Below are 15,213 nucleotides of genomic sequence, written 5' to 3'. Positions count from 1 at the left end.
AAGGGGGGCGGAGCATTGCGTGTGCTTAACGCCTCTCTTCAAGACTTTTTACACCTCAAGGCCAAGCCCCTCACACCCCTTTACGACAACCCATCCACTAGAAGAGTTGCCGAAAACAAGAGCAGGGACTTTTTTTATTTACCCCCTATTCACGTTAGAAACAGAGATGTCCATGAAAACAAAAAACCTCTTATTCGCTCTGTTATGCGTATCACTTGCCGTTCTCTCTTGCGGCACAAAAAGTTCGTCGCAGCAGGATGACAAGGAGAGAGAAGCCCTAATGGCAGATACCCTCCAACTCTCTTTTCTCACCTTACACGAAGAGCATCCCTACGAAGTATTCCTAAATGATGGCAAAGTGTCCCTACGCCTCCCCTTGGCGACACGTCAAATGCTGACCCTCGGTGATAAGATATACCTCCCCGAAGAGGGCCAAGATGCCAACTCCGGCGACCTATTCGATGTGACACGCCTCGCAGCTCCGTGCGTCAAGATCTTTGTTGGCGACATCGGACAAGACACAAGTCCCATGCTCTGCATGCTACTAAACGATGGGCGAGTGCAGCTACTCAGCATCATCGAAGCGGTGCGATACAAAGATTTTAATGCCAGTGCCCCAATCAAGCAACTCCAAAACATAAAAAGCTTTCAGTCTAAAGTGGTGGACAACTCCTACGTAACCATTTTTGCCAAAGACGCTGCGGGCAAAGAGTTTGAGATCCGCCCCTTTATGGTAAAGCACGAGTTGGAATACCCCGTATTGGACGAAGAGGGTAACCCTCGTCTCGTAATTATACTCACCCCCGACTATAAAATACAACTCCTCATGGATCGTTACGAAGGCTCTTGGGGCCAAATCTATCAAGGTACCTTCGAGGGGCCCGATTGGCTTGATGAGGGAGAAACGGGCAATTACAACTTCAAATTGTACTCTGCCAGGTTCGAAGATGACATGGGGATTGAGACGCAAGAGATTGACGAGATCGGGGGCTTCTCACTCACGCCTAAGGGAGAGATCCAGAGTCCCATTGAGCTAACCTCCGCCAAAATTGCAGCTTGGTGCAACGTCGATACAACTCAAACATATAAATAAGATAGGTACTATGAAACTCACAAACAGTCTTATCATCACAGCCCTTTTGGGACTTTTTATCCTACCCGCCTGCGGTAGCAATCACTCAAGCAATGAAAAAGACTCTGCCAATGCAGAGCAATCTGTAGCCTCCGGCAAAGAGGATGTCCAACAGTGCGCATTGGGCCTCATTCGCATTGAGGAGGAGATCGCTTTCGAAGCCATCCTAAGAGACGGAAAGGTATGGCTGCGTTTCCCCCGCTCCCTTCGTGAGAAGATCTGGGACGCCTACCCTATCGAAGAAGCTCCCGTGCCCCCCTTCCACTACTCTGCCAACGACGAGTACGAGGTTTCCGGGCTTACCGATTGCGCCAAGATCGTCTTTATCAATAGGGGTCAGCACCAGGATAACCCGATGCTTTACTTCATCCAAAAGGATGGTACCGTCAAGGTGCTTTCCTTCTTGCGTGCTATTTGGTTCGGCGACTTCGAGGCTCTTCGGCACCCCACGCCCCAAAGCGAAGTGGCAGACGTGGTAAGTCGTGACGAGGGGGAGACCGGTTATCGCTCCGCTTTTGCCATCCTAAAGAATGGCGAAGAGGTGGAATTGGATACGTCTCACTTCATAACAACCCTTGCCGAAGGACAGAAAAACTCCGATGGCTCGCCCAAAAGCGTGCTTGTAGGCACCGACGACTTTCGCATTTTCTTCGTAACGAAGAGCAAAAACGGGCTCTGGCAAGAGGCTCTTGCAGGTAGCTTCGTTGCTGATACTGAGAGCCAAGAAGCCGAAGATGTGCTAAACTATCACTTCTCACAGCGCAAGACCTACAGCTCCGATGCTATAAAGGATGCTCCAATTGACATGCGTGGCATCCTGCTTGGCAAGTGGAACGAGACGACTTATATCGTTAAATCCAAAGGCAATACAGCGCCCTTTGATCGCCCCCTTCACTACCCCATGGAGCTCTAAGGGCGCAACACACATACAATATCAACCATAATAACTACTAAATGAAACGACTTTTTCTGATCACAGCTGCCCTCGTGGCAAGCCTTTTTACACTACAAGCCCAAACGTGGGTACGCTTTGGGACTGACAATACCTCCTCGGGGCTTCCTAGCGACGAAGTCTACGACTTGGAGTTCGATGGCCAAGGAACCCTATGGGCAGCCACCAACAAGGGGGTTGCACTTCTCCAGGGTGGTGTCTGGACAATGCTCCAAGGGATGCAGGCTCTGGAGGGAAAGGCTGTAAACCAACTCTTCCTAGACAAGAACAAAAACATGTGGCTCGCAGCCAACGAAGAAGGGATTGCCATGCGTTCACCACAAGGAGAATGGACTTTCTATACCACGGAGAGCGGAGACCTGGAAGGAGGCTTATCTCAAGATATCCTAGAGGACGATAAGGGTGGCTACTGGGTGGCCGACGGAGCTACTCTCACCTACATCAAAGGAACGGAGCGCACTCATTACCACCCCTCTCCTAACCCCTTTACCACCTTCACTACCCTTGCAATAGGCACGGATGGTAAAGTGTGGGCAGGCTGTGAGAGCGGCGTTTACTACTTCGAAGGCGAGGAGTGGAAGCTGCTAGAGGAGTCTAATACATTTGGATCTATCCAAGACATTACCACCCGCGAAGGGCACGTGTGGATTGCTTCGCAGAATGGTCTGCAACACTTCGATGGCATCCGTTGGGAGACCCAAACAACCGAAAACGGATTGCCCGACAACTTCCTTACCACGGTAATGTTTGATACAAAAGGTAGACTTTGGGTCGGCACCGATGGCTCCGGAGTATGCTACAAAGATGGGATAAAATGGCTCCTTATCGGTGAAAACGAAGGGCTGCTGGCCAAAGACATCTTTGACATTACATTCTCTCCCGAGGGCAAGGCCTATCTCGCCACGCACAAGACGGGCGTAGCCTACCAGACAGAAAGCAATACCTGGGCACTCTACTCGGGCGATGGACTCGTGGGCAACGTCTGCAAAGACATTCTGCTCTCCAAGGGCGGAAGCTTCTGGGTGGCAACTACCTCGGGCATCAGTCACTACGATGCCGACGGCAAGAAATGGAAAAGCTTTACCCAAGCAAACGGCGGATTGATCGGTCTAAACGCTCGCCGTCTCTCACTCGACGGCAAGGGGCAACTCTGGGCAGCCTTCTACGATGGAGGCGTCTCGGTTTACAACCCAACTATGGAGATGTGGACCAACCATGGCGTAGGAGAGGGCAAACTACCGGTACCCACCGTCACCGATATATGGGTAGATACAGAAGGGGTAGCATGGGCCTCCACCTTCGCTGGCGGGCTGGCCAAATATGCCAACAACAAGTGGGAAAGAATAACAGAGGCGCAGGGTTTGCCTAGCAAATCGCTCTTGGGCCTCACCCCCGGTGCCGATGGATCGCTCTGGATCTCCTCGGTAGCCGGAGCCATTCAGTACAAGGAGGGTAAGTTCACTACCCTTACCAAGAGTGCGCATAAGCTCCCCGACGACAACGTGCGCAACGTACTCTTCGCCCCCGATGGCTCTATGTATATCTGCACGAATTCGGGGCTACAGGTGCGCAATCTAACTACCAACGAATACACCAACTACGGTACTTCCAATGGCTTTATCTCTAGCTACGTCAATCATGTTGCCTTTGATGCGGAGGGAAATCGCTGGATCTCTTGCTGGACAGAAGGATTCTATTTGATGACTAAGGAGGGAACATTTTACAAGATCGAAGAGAGCGAAGGCTTTACGCCCTCAGATGTATATACGGCTCGCTTTAACGAGCAAGGAGAGCTCTACGTCTGCACCAATGATGGTATTTTCATTCTCAAAGATCCTGAGACTTTGGTGCAAAAGCTAACGGCTACAGAGCCTACTCTCCCCGCTCATTTGCTTGTTGTTGCGCCCAACCCTGCCACCAAGCACACCGAGGTGCAAGGAGCCAATGCCCATGCTGAAGTGCGCCTAACCACGCTCGATGGGGTACTATTGCGCAAGATGCAGTGCGATGCTCAAGGCTCTCTACACATTGCTCTAGAGGGAATAGCACCCGGCACTTATATCCTCGTTGTAGACGCTAAAGCCTATCGCCTACTCGTAAGCGAATAAAATCATCCGCTTTAGGCAATCTAGTCTAGGGGGAGGGAGTGGATCCGGTCTACTCTCTCCCTTTTTGTTTTGGAGAGGATCGGCTCCCGCCCCTCGTTGGATCGTCCATTCCCCCCTCCCCTATCCTCTCGGGAGCCAGGGGGAGAACAAGTTGCACAAAAAGGGTGCTATTGCGCTGGTTTGCGCTACCTTTGTGGGCAGAATAGCTTTGTCAAAATAAAATAAGAGATGAATCAATCAAACGAATTGACCCCTCTAAAAAAGGGTATTGTAGGTGTACAGTATCTTTTTGTAGCCTTTGGGGCAACGGTATTAGTACCCTTATTGGTGGGGCTAGACCCCTCTACGGCCCTATTTTCAGCAGGTATCGGAACACTGCTTTTTCACCTTGTAACAAAGGGTAAGGTACCCATCTTCTTGGGGAGTAGCTTTGCCTTTATTGCCCCCATTGTCAAGGCAACAGAGTTATACGGATTGGAGGGAGCTCTTTTCGGTTTGATGGGTGTATCGGCCGTCTACTTTGTGATGGCAGCATTGGTTCGCTGGCAGGGCACTAAGCTACTCAATAGGCTTTTCCCGCCCATCGTGATAGGGCCTGTAATCATGCTCATTGGGCTATCGCTCTCCCCAAGTGCTGTTAATATGGCATCGACCAATTGGTGGCTGGCTGCGGCATCGCTCGCTACGGCCATTATCGTAACCCTCTACACCCGCGGTCTTATCAAGCTCATCCCAATCTTTTGCGGTATTGTCGTGGGATATATCTTAGCTCTCATATTCTTCCCCAGCGAGGTCGATCTCACCAAAGTAGCTGAGGCAGATTGGTTCGCTCTTCCGAAGCTAATCTTCCCTTCCAAGATCTCTTGGGAACCGATTCTCTTCATGATTCCGGTAGCCATTGCACCGGTTATTGAGCACATTGGAGACGTGTACGTGGTTAATAGTGTTACGGGGAAAAACTTCGTCAAAGACCCGGGGCTACACCGCACCATGCTCGGGGATGGGCTTGCCTGCCTCGTGGCAAGCGTGATCGGGGCACCTCCTGTTACCACCTATAGCGAGGTGACGGGGGCTATGTCTCTGACCAAGGTGAGCAACCCTTCGGTCTTCCGCATTGCAGCCATTACGGGTATTGTCTTTTCGCTCGTGGGCAAGGTGAGCGCTCTTCTTAGCAGTATTCCACAGGCCGTACTAGGCGGTATTATGCTTCTTCTCTTCGGAACGATTGCCGGAGCCGGCATCTCCAACCTCCTCAACAGCAAGGTAGATTTTGGCTCGTCTCGCAATATTGTCATCATTTCTGTGACGCTTACCACCGGCATTGGGGGGGCCATCATGCAATTCGGCAACTTCTCTCTAGCAGGGATTGGGCTCTCGGCCCTCATTGCGGTTGTCCTCAACCTGATCCTGCCCGAACCCAAGAAATCAAACGAAACAACAGAAACAAAAACTAATAAGGAATGAAAAAGCTTCTACTCTTTGTGGCAACGGCTGTTGCCCTTTGTGCCGTGCCTCAACTAGCCAAGGCGCAAAACGTTCAGTTGCATTACGACTTTGGTCGCCATATCTACAGCAAGGAGGCTCCTAGTCGCCCTCGTCTTACCACTACGGTAGAGATGTTCCGCCCCGACAAGTGGGGTAATACCTTCTTCTTTATTGATATGAATTACGGCGCTAGTGGCGTACGCGATGCTTATTGGGAGATTGCGCGTGAGTTTAAGTTCTGGCAAGCCCCCTTTGCTATCCACGCTGAGTACAACGGAGGGCTCACCAACAAGTTCTCATTCCACAGTGCTTTTCTCCTCGGGGGCACGTATGCTCTCAATGCTTCCGACTTCTCGTATGGGTTTACCGTTACCCCTATGTATAAATACATCCGCGGCAATAAGAGCCCCCATTCGGCACAACTAACCGGTACTTGGTACTACCACTTCGCAGAGGGACTCTGCTCCTTCAATGGGTTTATGGATCTCTGGTATGATGGGGACATCACAGAAAAAGCTCCTATTGTATTCCTATCCGAACCCCAATTCTGGCTCAACCTAAACAAGATCGAAGGCGTGGACGACGACTTCCGTCTGAGCGTAGGTACAGAGTGGGAGTTGAGCTACAACTTTGCAGGAAATCGCTTCTTCCTAATGCCGACCCTAGGTCTTAAGTGGACCTTCTAAAGGATCGGGATTCTTTGTTTTCCCCTCTTTTTGTCTTTCTTCTCCCTGCCCATCGGAGTAAGGAAGTGCAGAAAGAGGGGTTTCTTTTGCCTCTACTCCAAGCGCCCCACTCTCCGGGTGAAATAGGATCCTCGGGAAAGGTGCTCCGGATTCTAGGGTGATATTTTTCCCGATTTAGGGCAGAAATGCCTCGTGCTATTGGCTGAAAAATAAAAAAGAATAGCCCAAAACTTACTATCGTTTTAGGCTATTTTCTGATGGGAAATTAGGGAAGAAAAAGTGCTCCCTTACTCTACTTTGCTTTTCCCTTTGCAGGAGAGGAGCCCTTTGGAGGAGCCAGAAGACTCTTGTAACGAGCGGGATTGCCCAGCACCTCGCAAGCGGCTTTCACCTGAGAATCTCCGGGCATGATGAAGGCGAAATAGCCCTTTCTATGATAGCGACGCAGCATGATCTGCGACTCAATATACTCCTTAATATCTCGCTTAAACCGCGCACCATCCCTCTTGATATTCGGCTCAAGTACTTTGCGCAACGCCTCCAGCTCCTTAGCGGCATTCTCGGGCACTTGCTCGTAGGATATTAGCTCCTGCATCTGCTCGAGATACTTAAGGCTTCGGGGTTGATAGGTAAAGCCGTGGCTTGAGAGATAGGTAATAAAATCGTTGTACTCGGCCTCGGTCAAGTGGAACTGCTCGGGCGAAGCGAGGTTTTTGTGGGTTGCCTCGTAGCGTGTTAGGTAGTCGAAAACAAGAGTATCCACACTCATGTAGGCAAGCATGCTCGCCATAGTATCGGCCTCCACCTTGAGGTCGGGCATAATCCCTCCGGCATCGTACACGGTGCGTCCTCCCAGGGTAGAGAAGGCTGCGCCTAGGCTATCATTTTCGGCAATCTGAGTGCGGTCTCCGAGGTGGTTGTAGGCAATCTTTTGGATACAACGCCCACTGGGGATATAGTAGCGAGCCGTGGTAAGTTTGAGCAAGCCATCGCCCGGAGTTTGTATCGTGCTCTGCACAAGCCCTTTCCCATAGCTCTTCTCGCCTATAATTACGGCCCTATCGAGGTCTTGCAACGCACCGGCTACGATCTCAGAAGAGGATGCACTCTCTTCGTTGATAAGCACAGCAAGCGGGAGGTCCAAGGCAATAGGCGCAGACATGGTGCGGTAGGTGTCGTTGGCCGAGGCATCACGGCCTTTCACGTGCAGCACCTCCGTATTATGCGGAACAAAGAGACTTACAACCTCGATGGCAGACTGCATCACCCCCCCGCCGTTGCTACGGAGGTCAATGATAAGGCCTTTGAGAGGAGCAACCTCCGTAAGAGAGGTAAGCGCCTCACGGATATCCTTGCCCGAGTCTTGGGTAAACTGTGAGAGGCGGATAATACCGATATCGCCGGCCAATCGCCCGGCATAAGCAACCGAATTGATCGAAATCTTTTTTCGCATAAAGCGGAACTCCCGGGGCGCAGGCTCTCCGGCACGTTGTACCACGAGGTGAATCTCCGTACCCTCTTTGCCCCTTAGGGCATTGCTAACCTCGGGTGTAGTGGAGCGGGCGTAGCTCTTGCCATCAATCCGCAAGATACGGTCTCCGGGCTTGAGCCCTGCCCTCTGGGCAGGCTGTCCCTCGAAGGGCTCGTTTATAATTACCGTGCTATCGGGGCGCTGACTGATGATGGCTCCGATACCGGCATAGACCCCGGTAGTAGCCTCACGAAAGGCTTGTGCCTCCTTCGGTGTCATATACTCGGTATAGGGATCGAGGCGAGATAGCATCGCATTCATACCCAGAGCGTGGATGGTGGGCAGGTCTATCGTATCCACAAAATAACGCTGCACACTCGAGAGGATAGTACCCGTTGTTTGTAGGGCATCGAAGTAGATTTGCTTGTCGTTTCGAGACTGGGCATAACTAGAGAGTCCCCCCTCAGCAAAAAGACAAAAGGCGAGAAAGGGGAGGAGAATAAGTCGTTTCATAGACATATTTCGAAGGAGATTAGAAGTTTTCTTCAAGAGCCAGACGAAGCTCTTCTGTGGTTATATCTTGATGTATCTCACCACGATAAGCATAGGATATTTTGCCACGCTCTTCGCTTACGATAATCACCATGGCATCAGTTTCTTGGGAGAGCCCGAGGGCGGACCGGTGACGCAAGCCCAAGTCTTTATTGAGATCGTCCACCCCCGATACGGGCAAGATACATCCTGCTGCACGGATACTGCCTTCGGCTATAATCACCGCTCCATCGTGCAGGGGGCTGTTTTTGAAAAAGATATTTTCGAGCAGTCGAGCATTGACCTCGGCGCGAAACATTTCGCCCGTATGGATGTAGTTGGAGAGATCCATGGCGTGCTGAATGGCAATAAGGGCTCCTGTTTTCTTTTTGGCAAGGTTAAGGCACGCCAAAACCACCGGAGCAATATATTTTTTCTCCTCCACCTCGGCGGCGCGCGCCTCCTTATTGAACCAACGGCGTACCGTACGCCATCGGCGGGTAGAGCCCATCCCCACAAGGAACTTTCGGATCTCGTCTTGGAAAATGATGATGAGCGTCAAGGCTCCTACACTCACAATTTTATCGAGGATAGCCCCCATGAGGCGCATCTCGAGTATCTGAGAGACCAAAACCCAAATGGCCACAAAGGTAAACAGACCCACGAAGATCGCTTTGGAGCCGGAGCTTTTGAGGATGCGATAGGTGTAGTACAAAAAGACGGCAACAAGCAGCACGTCTATGCCGTCTTTGAAGGAGAAGGTGAGCCAGAGTAGAGGCATGGGCATTGTCTTTAGTAGGGAATTATCTCTAGGGGGAACGCTAAGAGGGTCATAAGGTGAGGTAGGGTCGCATCCGCTCTACAAGGCGGATCGCCTCCACAGCGGCGCGCACATCATGCACGCGTAGGATATCTGCCCCCCCTTGCAATAGAGCGATGGTGTGAAGTACAGTAGTGCCGTTGAGGGCCTCCGCAGCGGAGGATTCGAGTAACTGCCAGACCATGCGCTTACGAGAGACGCCTATAAGAATGGGCAGTTGTAGGGGCGCAAGGGCTTCTGCACAGCGTGCCAAAAGGCGGTAATTATCATCGGGGGACTTAGAGAAGCCGAAGCCGGGATCGAGGATAATGTCCTTGGCTCCGAGTTGCCTGAGGGCATCTACCTTACGCACGAAGTAGTCGAGAACAGCCGTCTCCACATCGGGTTGGTAAGTCGCCTCGTGGTGCATCCCCGCAACACGCCCCTCTAGATGCATCAGGATATAGGGCACGCCCAAACGAGCTACCGTAGAAAACATCTTGTCGTCTTCGCTCCCTCCGGCAATATCGTTAATGAGGTTGGCACCATATTCCTCCACAGCCATGGCAGCTACATCGGCACGAAAGGTATCGACCGAGAGGGGAATGTCGCTATACTCATCGCGCCAGAGCTTGAGGGCAGGACGCAGCCTATCCATCTCCTCCTGGCTACTCGGCATCGTGCATCCCGGGCGTGTGGAGCAGCCACCTAGGTCAATCATCGTACCCCCTTCGCGCACAATCTCCTCAAAGCGAGCGCGCAGAGCGTCTTCTCCCGAGACGCGGCTCCCCGAATAGAAGGAGTCGGGAGTTACATTAACGATACCCATTACTTGGGGCTGAGCGAGGGAGAATAATCGTCCCCCGAGGTTAAGGGTAGTCTGCTTCATTGGCTGTTACCTCCGGCAAAGAGGGTTGTATTCTTTATCCGAACCCAAAGGTAACAACTTTTTTGGGGAGGGGCGCGAAGGCAGCAACCCAGCTACCCAAATAATCCTCTCTACCTAAGCATCTTCGCACATCTCCTCTCCTTCCCAAAATTCAACAGAGGAAAACCCAACGAGAGTCCCCTACCAATCATTTTCTCCTTGGGGGGGGGTACCCAAAAAGATTGACACCCGAAGAGGTCATACTTTTATCTTCTCAGGATGCTCTAGCTCTTCTACAAGGATATCAACCATCGTGCAGGGATTATGTTCTGCATAGTTGTCATCACCATATAATGCACGTAATTTTTTAGCATGAGCCTTGGCAGAATCCTCATTACCATAAGCCTTAAGCATCTGGTAAATATCAGGGCTACCCTTCTTGTACTTAAAGTTATTATCCCCCTTTCCCTTACTAAAAAAACCTTCAAGTTTTTTGATGTAATCAGATCGACCTATAGGTGTATGGAGATACTCAAAATGCAGACAAAACCAGAGCTCAAAAGACTCATTTGACCAAGCACTTTTAAACTTCAACTTATTAGCTTTCTTAATAGCCTCATTAAAATCCCCTCTGTCATCCTTGTCAAAAACAACCCAGACGTGGTCAAAAGACATGTCATTCTTTCGTTCCAAATCCTTCTTTATTCTTGACGCTTTATCGACCAAATCCGACGCCCCCTGGCCTTCTCCCCTTATCTCTACAGCAATAACCGTAGACGTGTTATTCCTAAGAAGGGCTCTAAAATAGTTCGGTTCTGTCTTGGTGCCTTCACAGACAATTAAAAAACGTACCTGTCTCTCACGAACATTCTTCTTGCGCCTTTGGGGGCTCTTACCTCTCCCTCGTTTTTGCTTTACCTTTTCTAATTCGTCTTTTCCCGTAGCTCCCATACAAAACCTCTATTTCCCGATAAATGGTATCGCCCCGTAACGTCCACGAATGTAATCACGCTTGATGTCTCGGTCATTACGAACCTTTTTCCCATCTTCATCTTTAAATTCTACAAGAGAGTAGATATCGGTAGACTCTACCTTATCCTTCTCTGCAAACCAAATTTGGTCACGACGGATAATTTCCAAGTCAAGCAGATTGGTATCGTGCGTGGCGAATATAAGCTGTGCTCCATTCTTATTCTTCTCCGGATCCATAAATAGAAGTACGATATTCCGAGTCAAAAGAGGATGAAGCTTTGCATCTAGTTCATCTATAATGAGCGTCTCACCTTCTCTCAGTACGGTAAAAATCGGTCCGGAAATCTCTATCACTTTTTTTGTTCCCTCCGACTCCATTCGACCCTTATTGAAATCGCGTTCCCCAATCACCAAGCCACTCTCATCGTAAATCTTGTGGGTGGTTATTGATTCAATAACCTTGCCTTCTGCCTGAGCTTGTTCTAGTTTAGCTTTTATCGACTCCGGAGCTTTATCCAAAACTTCTTTAGGTATATCACTCCTCTCAACAGAGAAATGAGAAAAGCCTAATTGCAATGTCTTGAAGAACTCCTGAGCCTCATCCGCCCCATCCAAATGTTCCAAAAACATCTTGTCCGTAAAGCCCCCGTAAACGTCAGTATCAATACCCGAAAGCACATTACATCGTCTGAACCAAGCCAGTATTAAGTTAGACTTCTCCCCTTTTAACTGAGCCACAAGGGAAAGGAACAATCGATTTGAGTTGGTCAAACTCTCCTTTTCCTTGCCCTCTGGGAATCTTGTTGATGACACCTCTATTCCATCTTGAGAACGTACAAATAGTTCATACTCTCTCTCTCCAAAGCGCTTCTCGTATAACCACTCTGAAATAATTTCGGTTTTATTGTATTCGAAGCCATAGCGATAAAGAGCCTTATCAATTATAAACTGCATCTCAAACGACGTAGGCAATGAATCGGAGTTCTCGTCCAACGCAAAAGGGTCGTAAGATAGAGCTTCACCCTCATTTAGGCGCACAGAACCCATGATGATACGCAACATAGTGGCAATAGCTTGAATAAGATTGCTCTTGCCACTAGAGTTCGCCCCATACAAAATAGCCAATGGGAGCAAGTTATACTTACCCTTGCTGATCACAGACTCTTTGTGCTCCTTTATCGAACATGCCTCCATACTAAAGGTTCGTTCCTCTTTAAAAGAGCGATAATTCTCGACCGTGAAGTTTACTAGCATATCTTATGTTTTTGTTTTTCGCAAAGATACAACAACCTTTAGACATGCTATGTCAAAAACGTGATTTTCTCTCATTTAAACACACAGACAAAAACGCCCCGGATCCCGACGGCCGAAGCCGAAGGGAGCAGGGGCAAGAAGGGGACAGGGCTCGCCCTAAAAGGAGAGGCGGCAACCTAGGTAGAGCGTCCGAGGGAGGGTAGGCCCGTAGATATAAGCACTATCCCGACCGGCACCTTGGTCGTAATCCTTTTGGCGCGCATCTAGGAAGTTATTGATACCGCCGTACAACTCAATCTCGCTGTGGCGAAAAATATCGAAGTGGTAAGAGACTTTCGCACCCAACTCCACGAAGGTGGGCGTAGTCGTCAGCTCGTCAATACGTACAATCCGATCTTCGGGCGCAACGCCATGGCTCTTGAAATGCTCGGTAAATATGCCGGCATCGTGCTTGGCCTCCCTATCGCTTTGGGCGCTACCGGCTCCATACTCTATCGTATGGGGTGCAAGCATCGGTCCCGTTATAGTACCTGTGAAGGAGAAAGAGAGGGCATGAATCGGCTCGTAGCCAAGGGTAAAATAACCATATGCATTGGGTGTTCGCATCATCCGGCGGTCGGTCAATTTACGGTTCTGCACCTTCTTATCCGCGTCAATTATCGGCATTCCCGAGGCATCGAACTCGGTATACTCTCCGTATTCCACGGCCTTGTCGTAGAGGTTCTGGGTATAGGTAAAGCCTGCCTGCAACTGGAGATTGCGCCATGCTAGCTTGCCCTCTATATTGCATCCATATACACGCGCTCCTTGACTATTGGTACGCAAGAGGCGCATCACGCCATCGTTTTGCGAAGGTTGCTCCTCATTCACAAAGACGTCAATAATGCGATTGTAAAAGCCCTCTATAAGAAGATTTCCGCTAATTCCCTTCCAACGGTGGTAGAGATCGGCACTCATATTGAAAGAATGGCTGGTTTCGGGTCTTAACCCCTCTCCATTGATTACCCTTTTGGCTTCCCCCCCTACGATGCTCACGTGTAGGTCTTCGTCAAAAACTTGAGGAGCACGGAAACCCTTAGCGTACGAAGCACGTAGATTGACCTCCTTAGTCGGGTTGTAACGCAAAGTGGCTCTCGGGCTTAAAATCGGCTTACCCACAATCGAATGCTCATCAAGGCGTGTACCCAAGAGGATGGAGAGGTGCTGATTTTTCCATTCTACCTGAGCAAACTGACTCGCATTGTGCACATGCTGATGAATACCGGGGAATGCCGAGAGGAGTTTGCCCCCTTCGAGGATGTCGTTTCCCTTGTCGTCTTTCCGTTGCTGCCACGAGCGGATGGGCATTTTGTCATCGAGGAAGTCATACACATACTCCGCACCCAACAGGATCTCAGCAGGCATAAAGAGCAGACGATCTGCACTATAATTGTACTGCACTCCTCCCATGTAGGTACGTCCGCGAGTAACTCCGTAATTATCGCCATACAGTTCTTTAGGTACGGGAGCTCCGAGTTTGCCGAACTCCTTCCCTAGCTCATCCGCACGATCTGCGAGCCCCCCATAGTAACTATTACGGTCCACAGATTGCCCCGAGGCAAAAGCCTGAAAGTGGTGTTTGAGGTTGCGTGAGAAAAGGTCGTACTTGAGGTTGCCACTGTAGATGCTGTGGTCGAGATGCTCCGAAACGGCAGCGACATGATCGGGCAAATCGAAGTGATCTCCCCCACGGCGATACTCTTGAATGGTATGAATATCTGCCGAAATCTTGCTGTAATCATCGGGCTTGAGGTAGAAGTGGGCTCCCACGGTGCGCGCATTAAGTTTGCCAAGTTCGCTAAAGCCGTCGCCATTGGCATCCCAAGGCGTTCGGTAGCGAGCCTGACCATAGAGCATGGCTCCCATTCTATTGTCGGGGGAGACGAGAGAGGCATTCATACCAAGGTTATTGTCGGGGCGGTTCATACCGGTAAACGATACGGACTCATTGATGGAAAAACTATTGCCATTAGGCTCCTTGGTAATAATATTGACCACACCGCCAATAGCCGAAGAGCCAAAAAGAGCCGAACCACCACCGCGTACCACCTCCACGCGGTCTACCATGTTCGTTGGTATCTGCTCAATACCGTACACGCCGGCTAGGGCACTAAAGATAGGGCGGCTATCGATAAGGATCTGCGAGTAACGCCCATCCAAACCATTGATACGCACCTGATTGAATCCACAGTTCTGGCAATTGTTCTCCACGCGCACCCCGGGCTGAAACACGAGACCCTGGAGTAGATTATTCGCGTTCACTTTACCAAAAACCTTCTCGTCCACAATCGTTACAACAGTAGGAGCCAAACGGCGGAGCGTAGTTTGGCGGTTAGCAGAGACTACCACTTCGTCAATGGCTACAGCATCTTCCTGAGCTTCGAAATTGACCTCCGCAATTTTATTGCGCACCACGGTTACCTTTTTTTCTTGCGTGAGGTACCCCACACCTCGCATTACAAGGGTAACCTCCCCGGGGCGTAGGTGGCGAAGGAAATAGTGCCCCGAGGCATCCGTGGCGGCACCTATATTCGTTCCTTTTACAAAGACGGAGATACCGGGCAGGTGCTCTCCGGTTGCTTGATCCACAACATGCCCGATGATATTCGCATCACTGGGCGGAGGGGTAATAGCCGATGCTCTAAAGCATACGAGCAACGAAATCAAAAATAAAATGTACTTATTCATATTATGCGTTCTATATATCTGTGTACAACAGAGGAAGGCGGCGTTGGGTTCCCTACTCCCCAAGAGAGCCCTTCTCATGCACTCTTTTTCTTGGCAGCAAAGGTACTCTCCGGGGCATTCCCATGCAATCCCCAGTTATTAGGAGGGCATCCCTAGGTTTCCATCCCGATTTGTAGTCCCCCAAGAAATAGGGAGAAAGGCATACATAAAGGGCTACTTTTCTCAGAC

At 50.2% G+C, this 15,213-nt stretch carries 11 protein-coding genes; 5 read left to right on the top strand and 6 right to left on the bottom strand.

Annotated features, from left to right (window positions below):
* The first annotated feature begins 172 nt into the window (after positions 1-172).
* The 5 genes from Q0090_RS07270 (at position 173) to Q0090_RS07250 (ending at position 6,363) form a co-directional block, all read left to right on the top strand.
* The gene (locus Q0090_RS07270; protein ID WP_297949223.1) at positions 173-1,093 is read left to right on the top strand and encodes a hypothetical protein; all 921 of its coding nucleotides are present in this window, start codon (positions 173-175) and stop codon (positions 1,091-1,093) included.
* A 10-nt stretch (positions 1,094-1,103) separates the two neighbouring features.
* On the top strand, positions 1,104-2,045 hold the full coding sequence (locus Q0090_RS07265; RefSeq protein ID WP_297949221.1) for a hypothetical protein: 942 nt from the start codon (positions 1,104-1,106) through the stop codon (positions 2,043-2,045).
* Positions 2,046-2,086: 41 nt separating this feature from the next.
* Positions 2,087-4,192: a two-component regulator propeller domain-containing protein gene (locus Q0090_RS07260; RefSeq protein ID WP_297949220.1), complete on the top strand. Its 2,106-nt coding sequence runs from the start codon at positions 2,087-2,089 to the stop codon at positions 4,190-4,192.
* Between the two features lie 228 nt (positions 4,193-4,420).
* Complete coding sequence (locus Q0090_RS07255; protein WP_297949218.1) at positions 4,421-5,656, top strand: uracil-xanthine permease family protein; 1,236 nt, start codon at positions 4,421-4,423, stop codon at positions 5,654-5,656.
* Positions 5,653-6,363: a DUF5020 family protein gene (locus Q0090_RS07250; RefSeq protein WP_297949216.1), complete on the top strand. Its 711-nt coding sequence runs from the start codon at positions 5,653-5,655 to the stop codon at positions 6,361-6,363. The genes Q0090_RS07255 and Q0090_RS07250 overlap by 4 nt, the downstream gene beginning before the upstream one ends.
* 292 nt (positions 6,364-6,655) lie before the next feature.
* Here Q0090_RS07250 and Q0090_RS07245 read toward each other — a convergent pair whose 3' ends face one another.
* The 6 genes from Q0090_RS07245 to Q0090_RS07220 form a co-directional block, all read right to left on the bottom strand.
* Positions 6,656-8,347: a S41 family peptidase gene (locus Q0090_RS07245; protein WP_297949214.1), complete on the bottom strand. Its 1,692-nt coding sequence runs from the start codon at positions 8,345-8,347 to the stop codon at positions 6,656-6,658.
* 19 nt (positions 8,348-8,366) lie between these two features.
* Positions 8,367-9,146, bottom strand: a complete 780-nt coding sequence (gene cdaA, locus Q0090_RS07240; RefSeq protein ID WP_297949413.1) for a diadenylate cyclase CdaA — start codon at positions 9,144-9,146, stop codon at positions 8,367-8,369.
* Between the two features lie 49 nt (positions 9,147-9,195).
* On the bottom strand, positions 9,196-10,053 hold the full coding sequence (folP, locus tag Q0090_RS07235) for a dihydropteroate synthase (RefSeq protein WP_297949212.1): 858 nt from the start codon (positions 10,051-10,053) through the stop codon (positions 9,196-9,198).
* 237 nt (positions 10,054-10,290) lie between these two features.
* Entirely contained in the window at positions 10,291-10,983 is a 693-nt protein-coding gene (locus Q0090_RS07230; RefSeq protein ID WP_297949210.1) for an RloB family protein, read from the bottom strand.
* 9 nt (positions 10,984-10,992) lie between these two features.
* Positions 10,993-12,258, bottom strand: a complete 1,266-nt coding sequence (locus Q0090_RS07225) for an ATP-binding protein (RefSeq protein ID WP_297949208.1) — start codon at positions 12,256-12,258, stop codon at positions 10,993-10,995.
* Between the two features lie 156 nt (positions 12,259-12,414).
* Positions 12,415-14,985 (bottom strand): TonB-dependent receptor, encoded by a 2,571-nt coding sequence (locus tag Q0090_RS07220; RefSeq protein ID WP_297949206.1) that lies wholly within the window; start codon positions 14,983-14,985, stop codon positions 12,415-12,417.
* Between the last annotated feature and the right edge of the window lie 228 nt (positions 14,986-15,213).

It is taken from the genome of uncultured Porphyromonas sp. (assembly GCF_938023125.1).
Taxonomy (GTDB): Bacteria; Bacteroidota; Bacteroidia; order Bacteroidales; family Porphyromonadaceae; genus Porphyromonas.
This window is presented reverse-complemented; position numbering and strand designations above follow the sequence as displayed.

Coding starts and splice junctions, on each gene's coding strand:
- Q0090_RS07270 (WP_297949223.1), top strand. CDS start 173: ATGAAAACAAAAAACCTCTTATTCGCTCTGTTATGCGTATCACTTGCC.
- Q0090_RS07265 (WP_297949221.1), top strand. CDS start 1,104: ATGAAACTCACAAACAGTCTTATCATCACAGCCCTTTTGGGACTTTTT.
- Q0090_RS07260 (WP_297949220.1), top strand. CDS start 2,087: ATGAAACGACTTTTTCTGATCACAGCTGCCCTCGTGGCAAGCCTTTTT.
- Q0090_RS07255 (WP_297949218.1), top strand. CDS start 4,421: ATGAATCAATCAAACGAATTGACCCCTCTAAAAAAGGGTATTGTAGGT.
- Q0090_RS07250 (WP_297949216.1), top strand. CDS start 5,653: ATGAAAAAGCTTCTACTCTTTGTGGCAACGGCTGTTGCCCTTTGTGCC.
- Q0090_RS07245 (WP_297949214.1), bottom strand. CDS start 8,347: ATGAAACGACTTATTCTCCTCCCCTTTCTCGCCTTTTGTCTTTTTGCT.
- cdaA (WP_297949413.1), bottom strand. CDS start 9,146: ATGCCTCTACTCTGGCTCACCTTCTCCTTCAAAGACGGCATAGACGTG.
- folP (WP_297949212.1), bottom strand. CDS start 10,053: ATGAAGCAGACTACCCTTAACCTCGGGGGACGATTATTCTCCCTCGCT.
- Q0090_RS07230 (WP_297949210.1), bottom strand. CDS start 10,983: ATGGGAGCTACGGGAAAAGACGAATTAGAAAAGGTAAAGCAAAAACGA.
- Q0090_RS07225 (WP_297949208.1), bottom strand. CDS start 12,258: ATGCTAGTAAACTTCACGGTCGAGAATTATCGCTCTTTTAAAGAGGAA.
- Q0090_RS07220 (WP_297949206.1), bottom strand. CDS start 14,985: ATGAATAAGTACATTTTATTTTTGATTTCGTTGCTCGTATGCTTTAGA.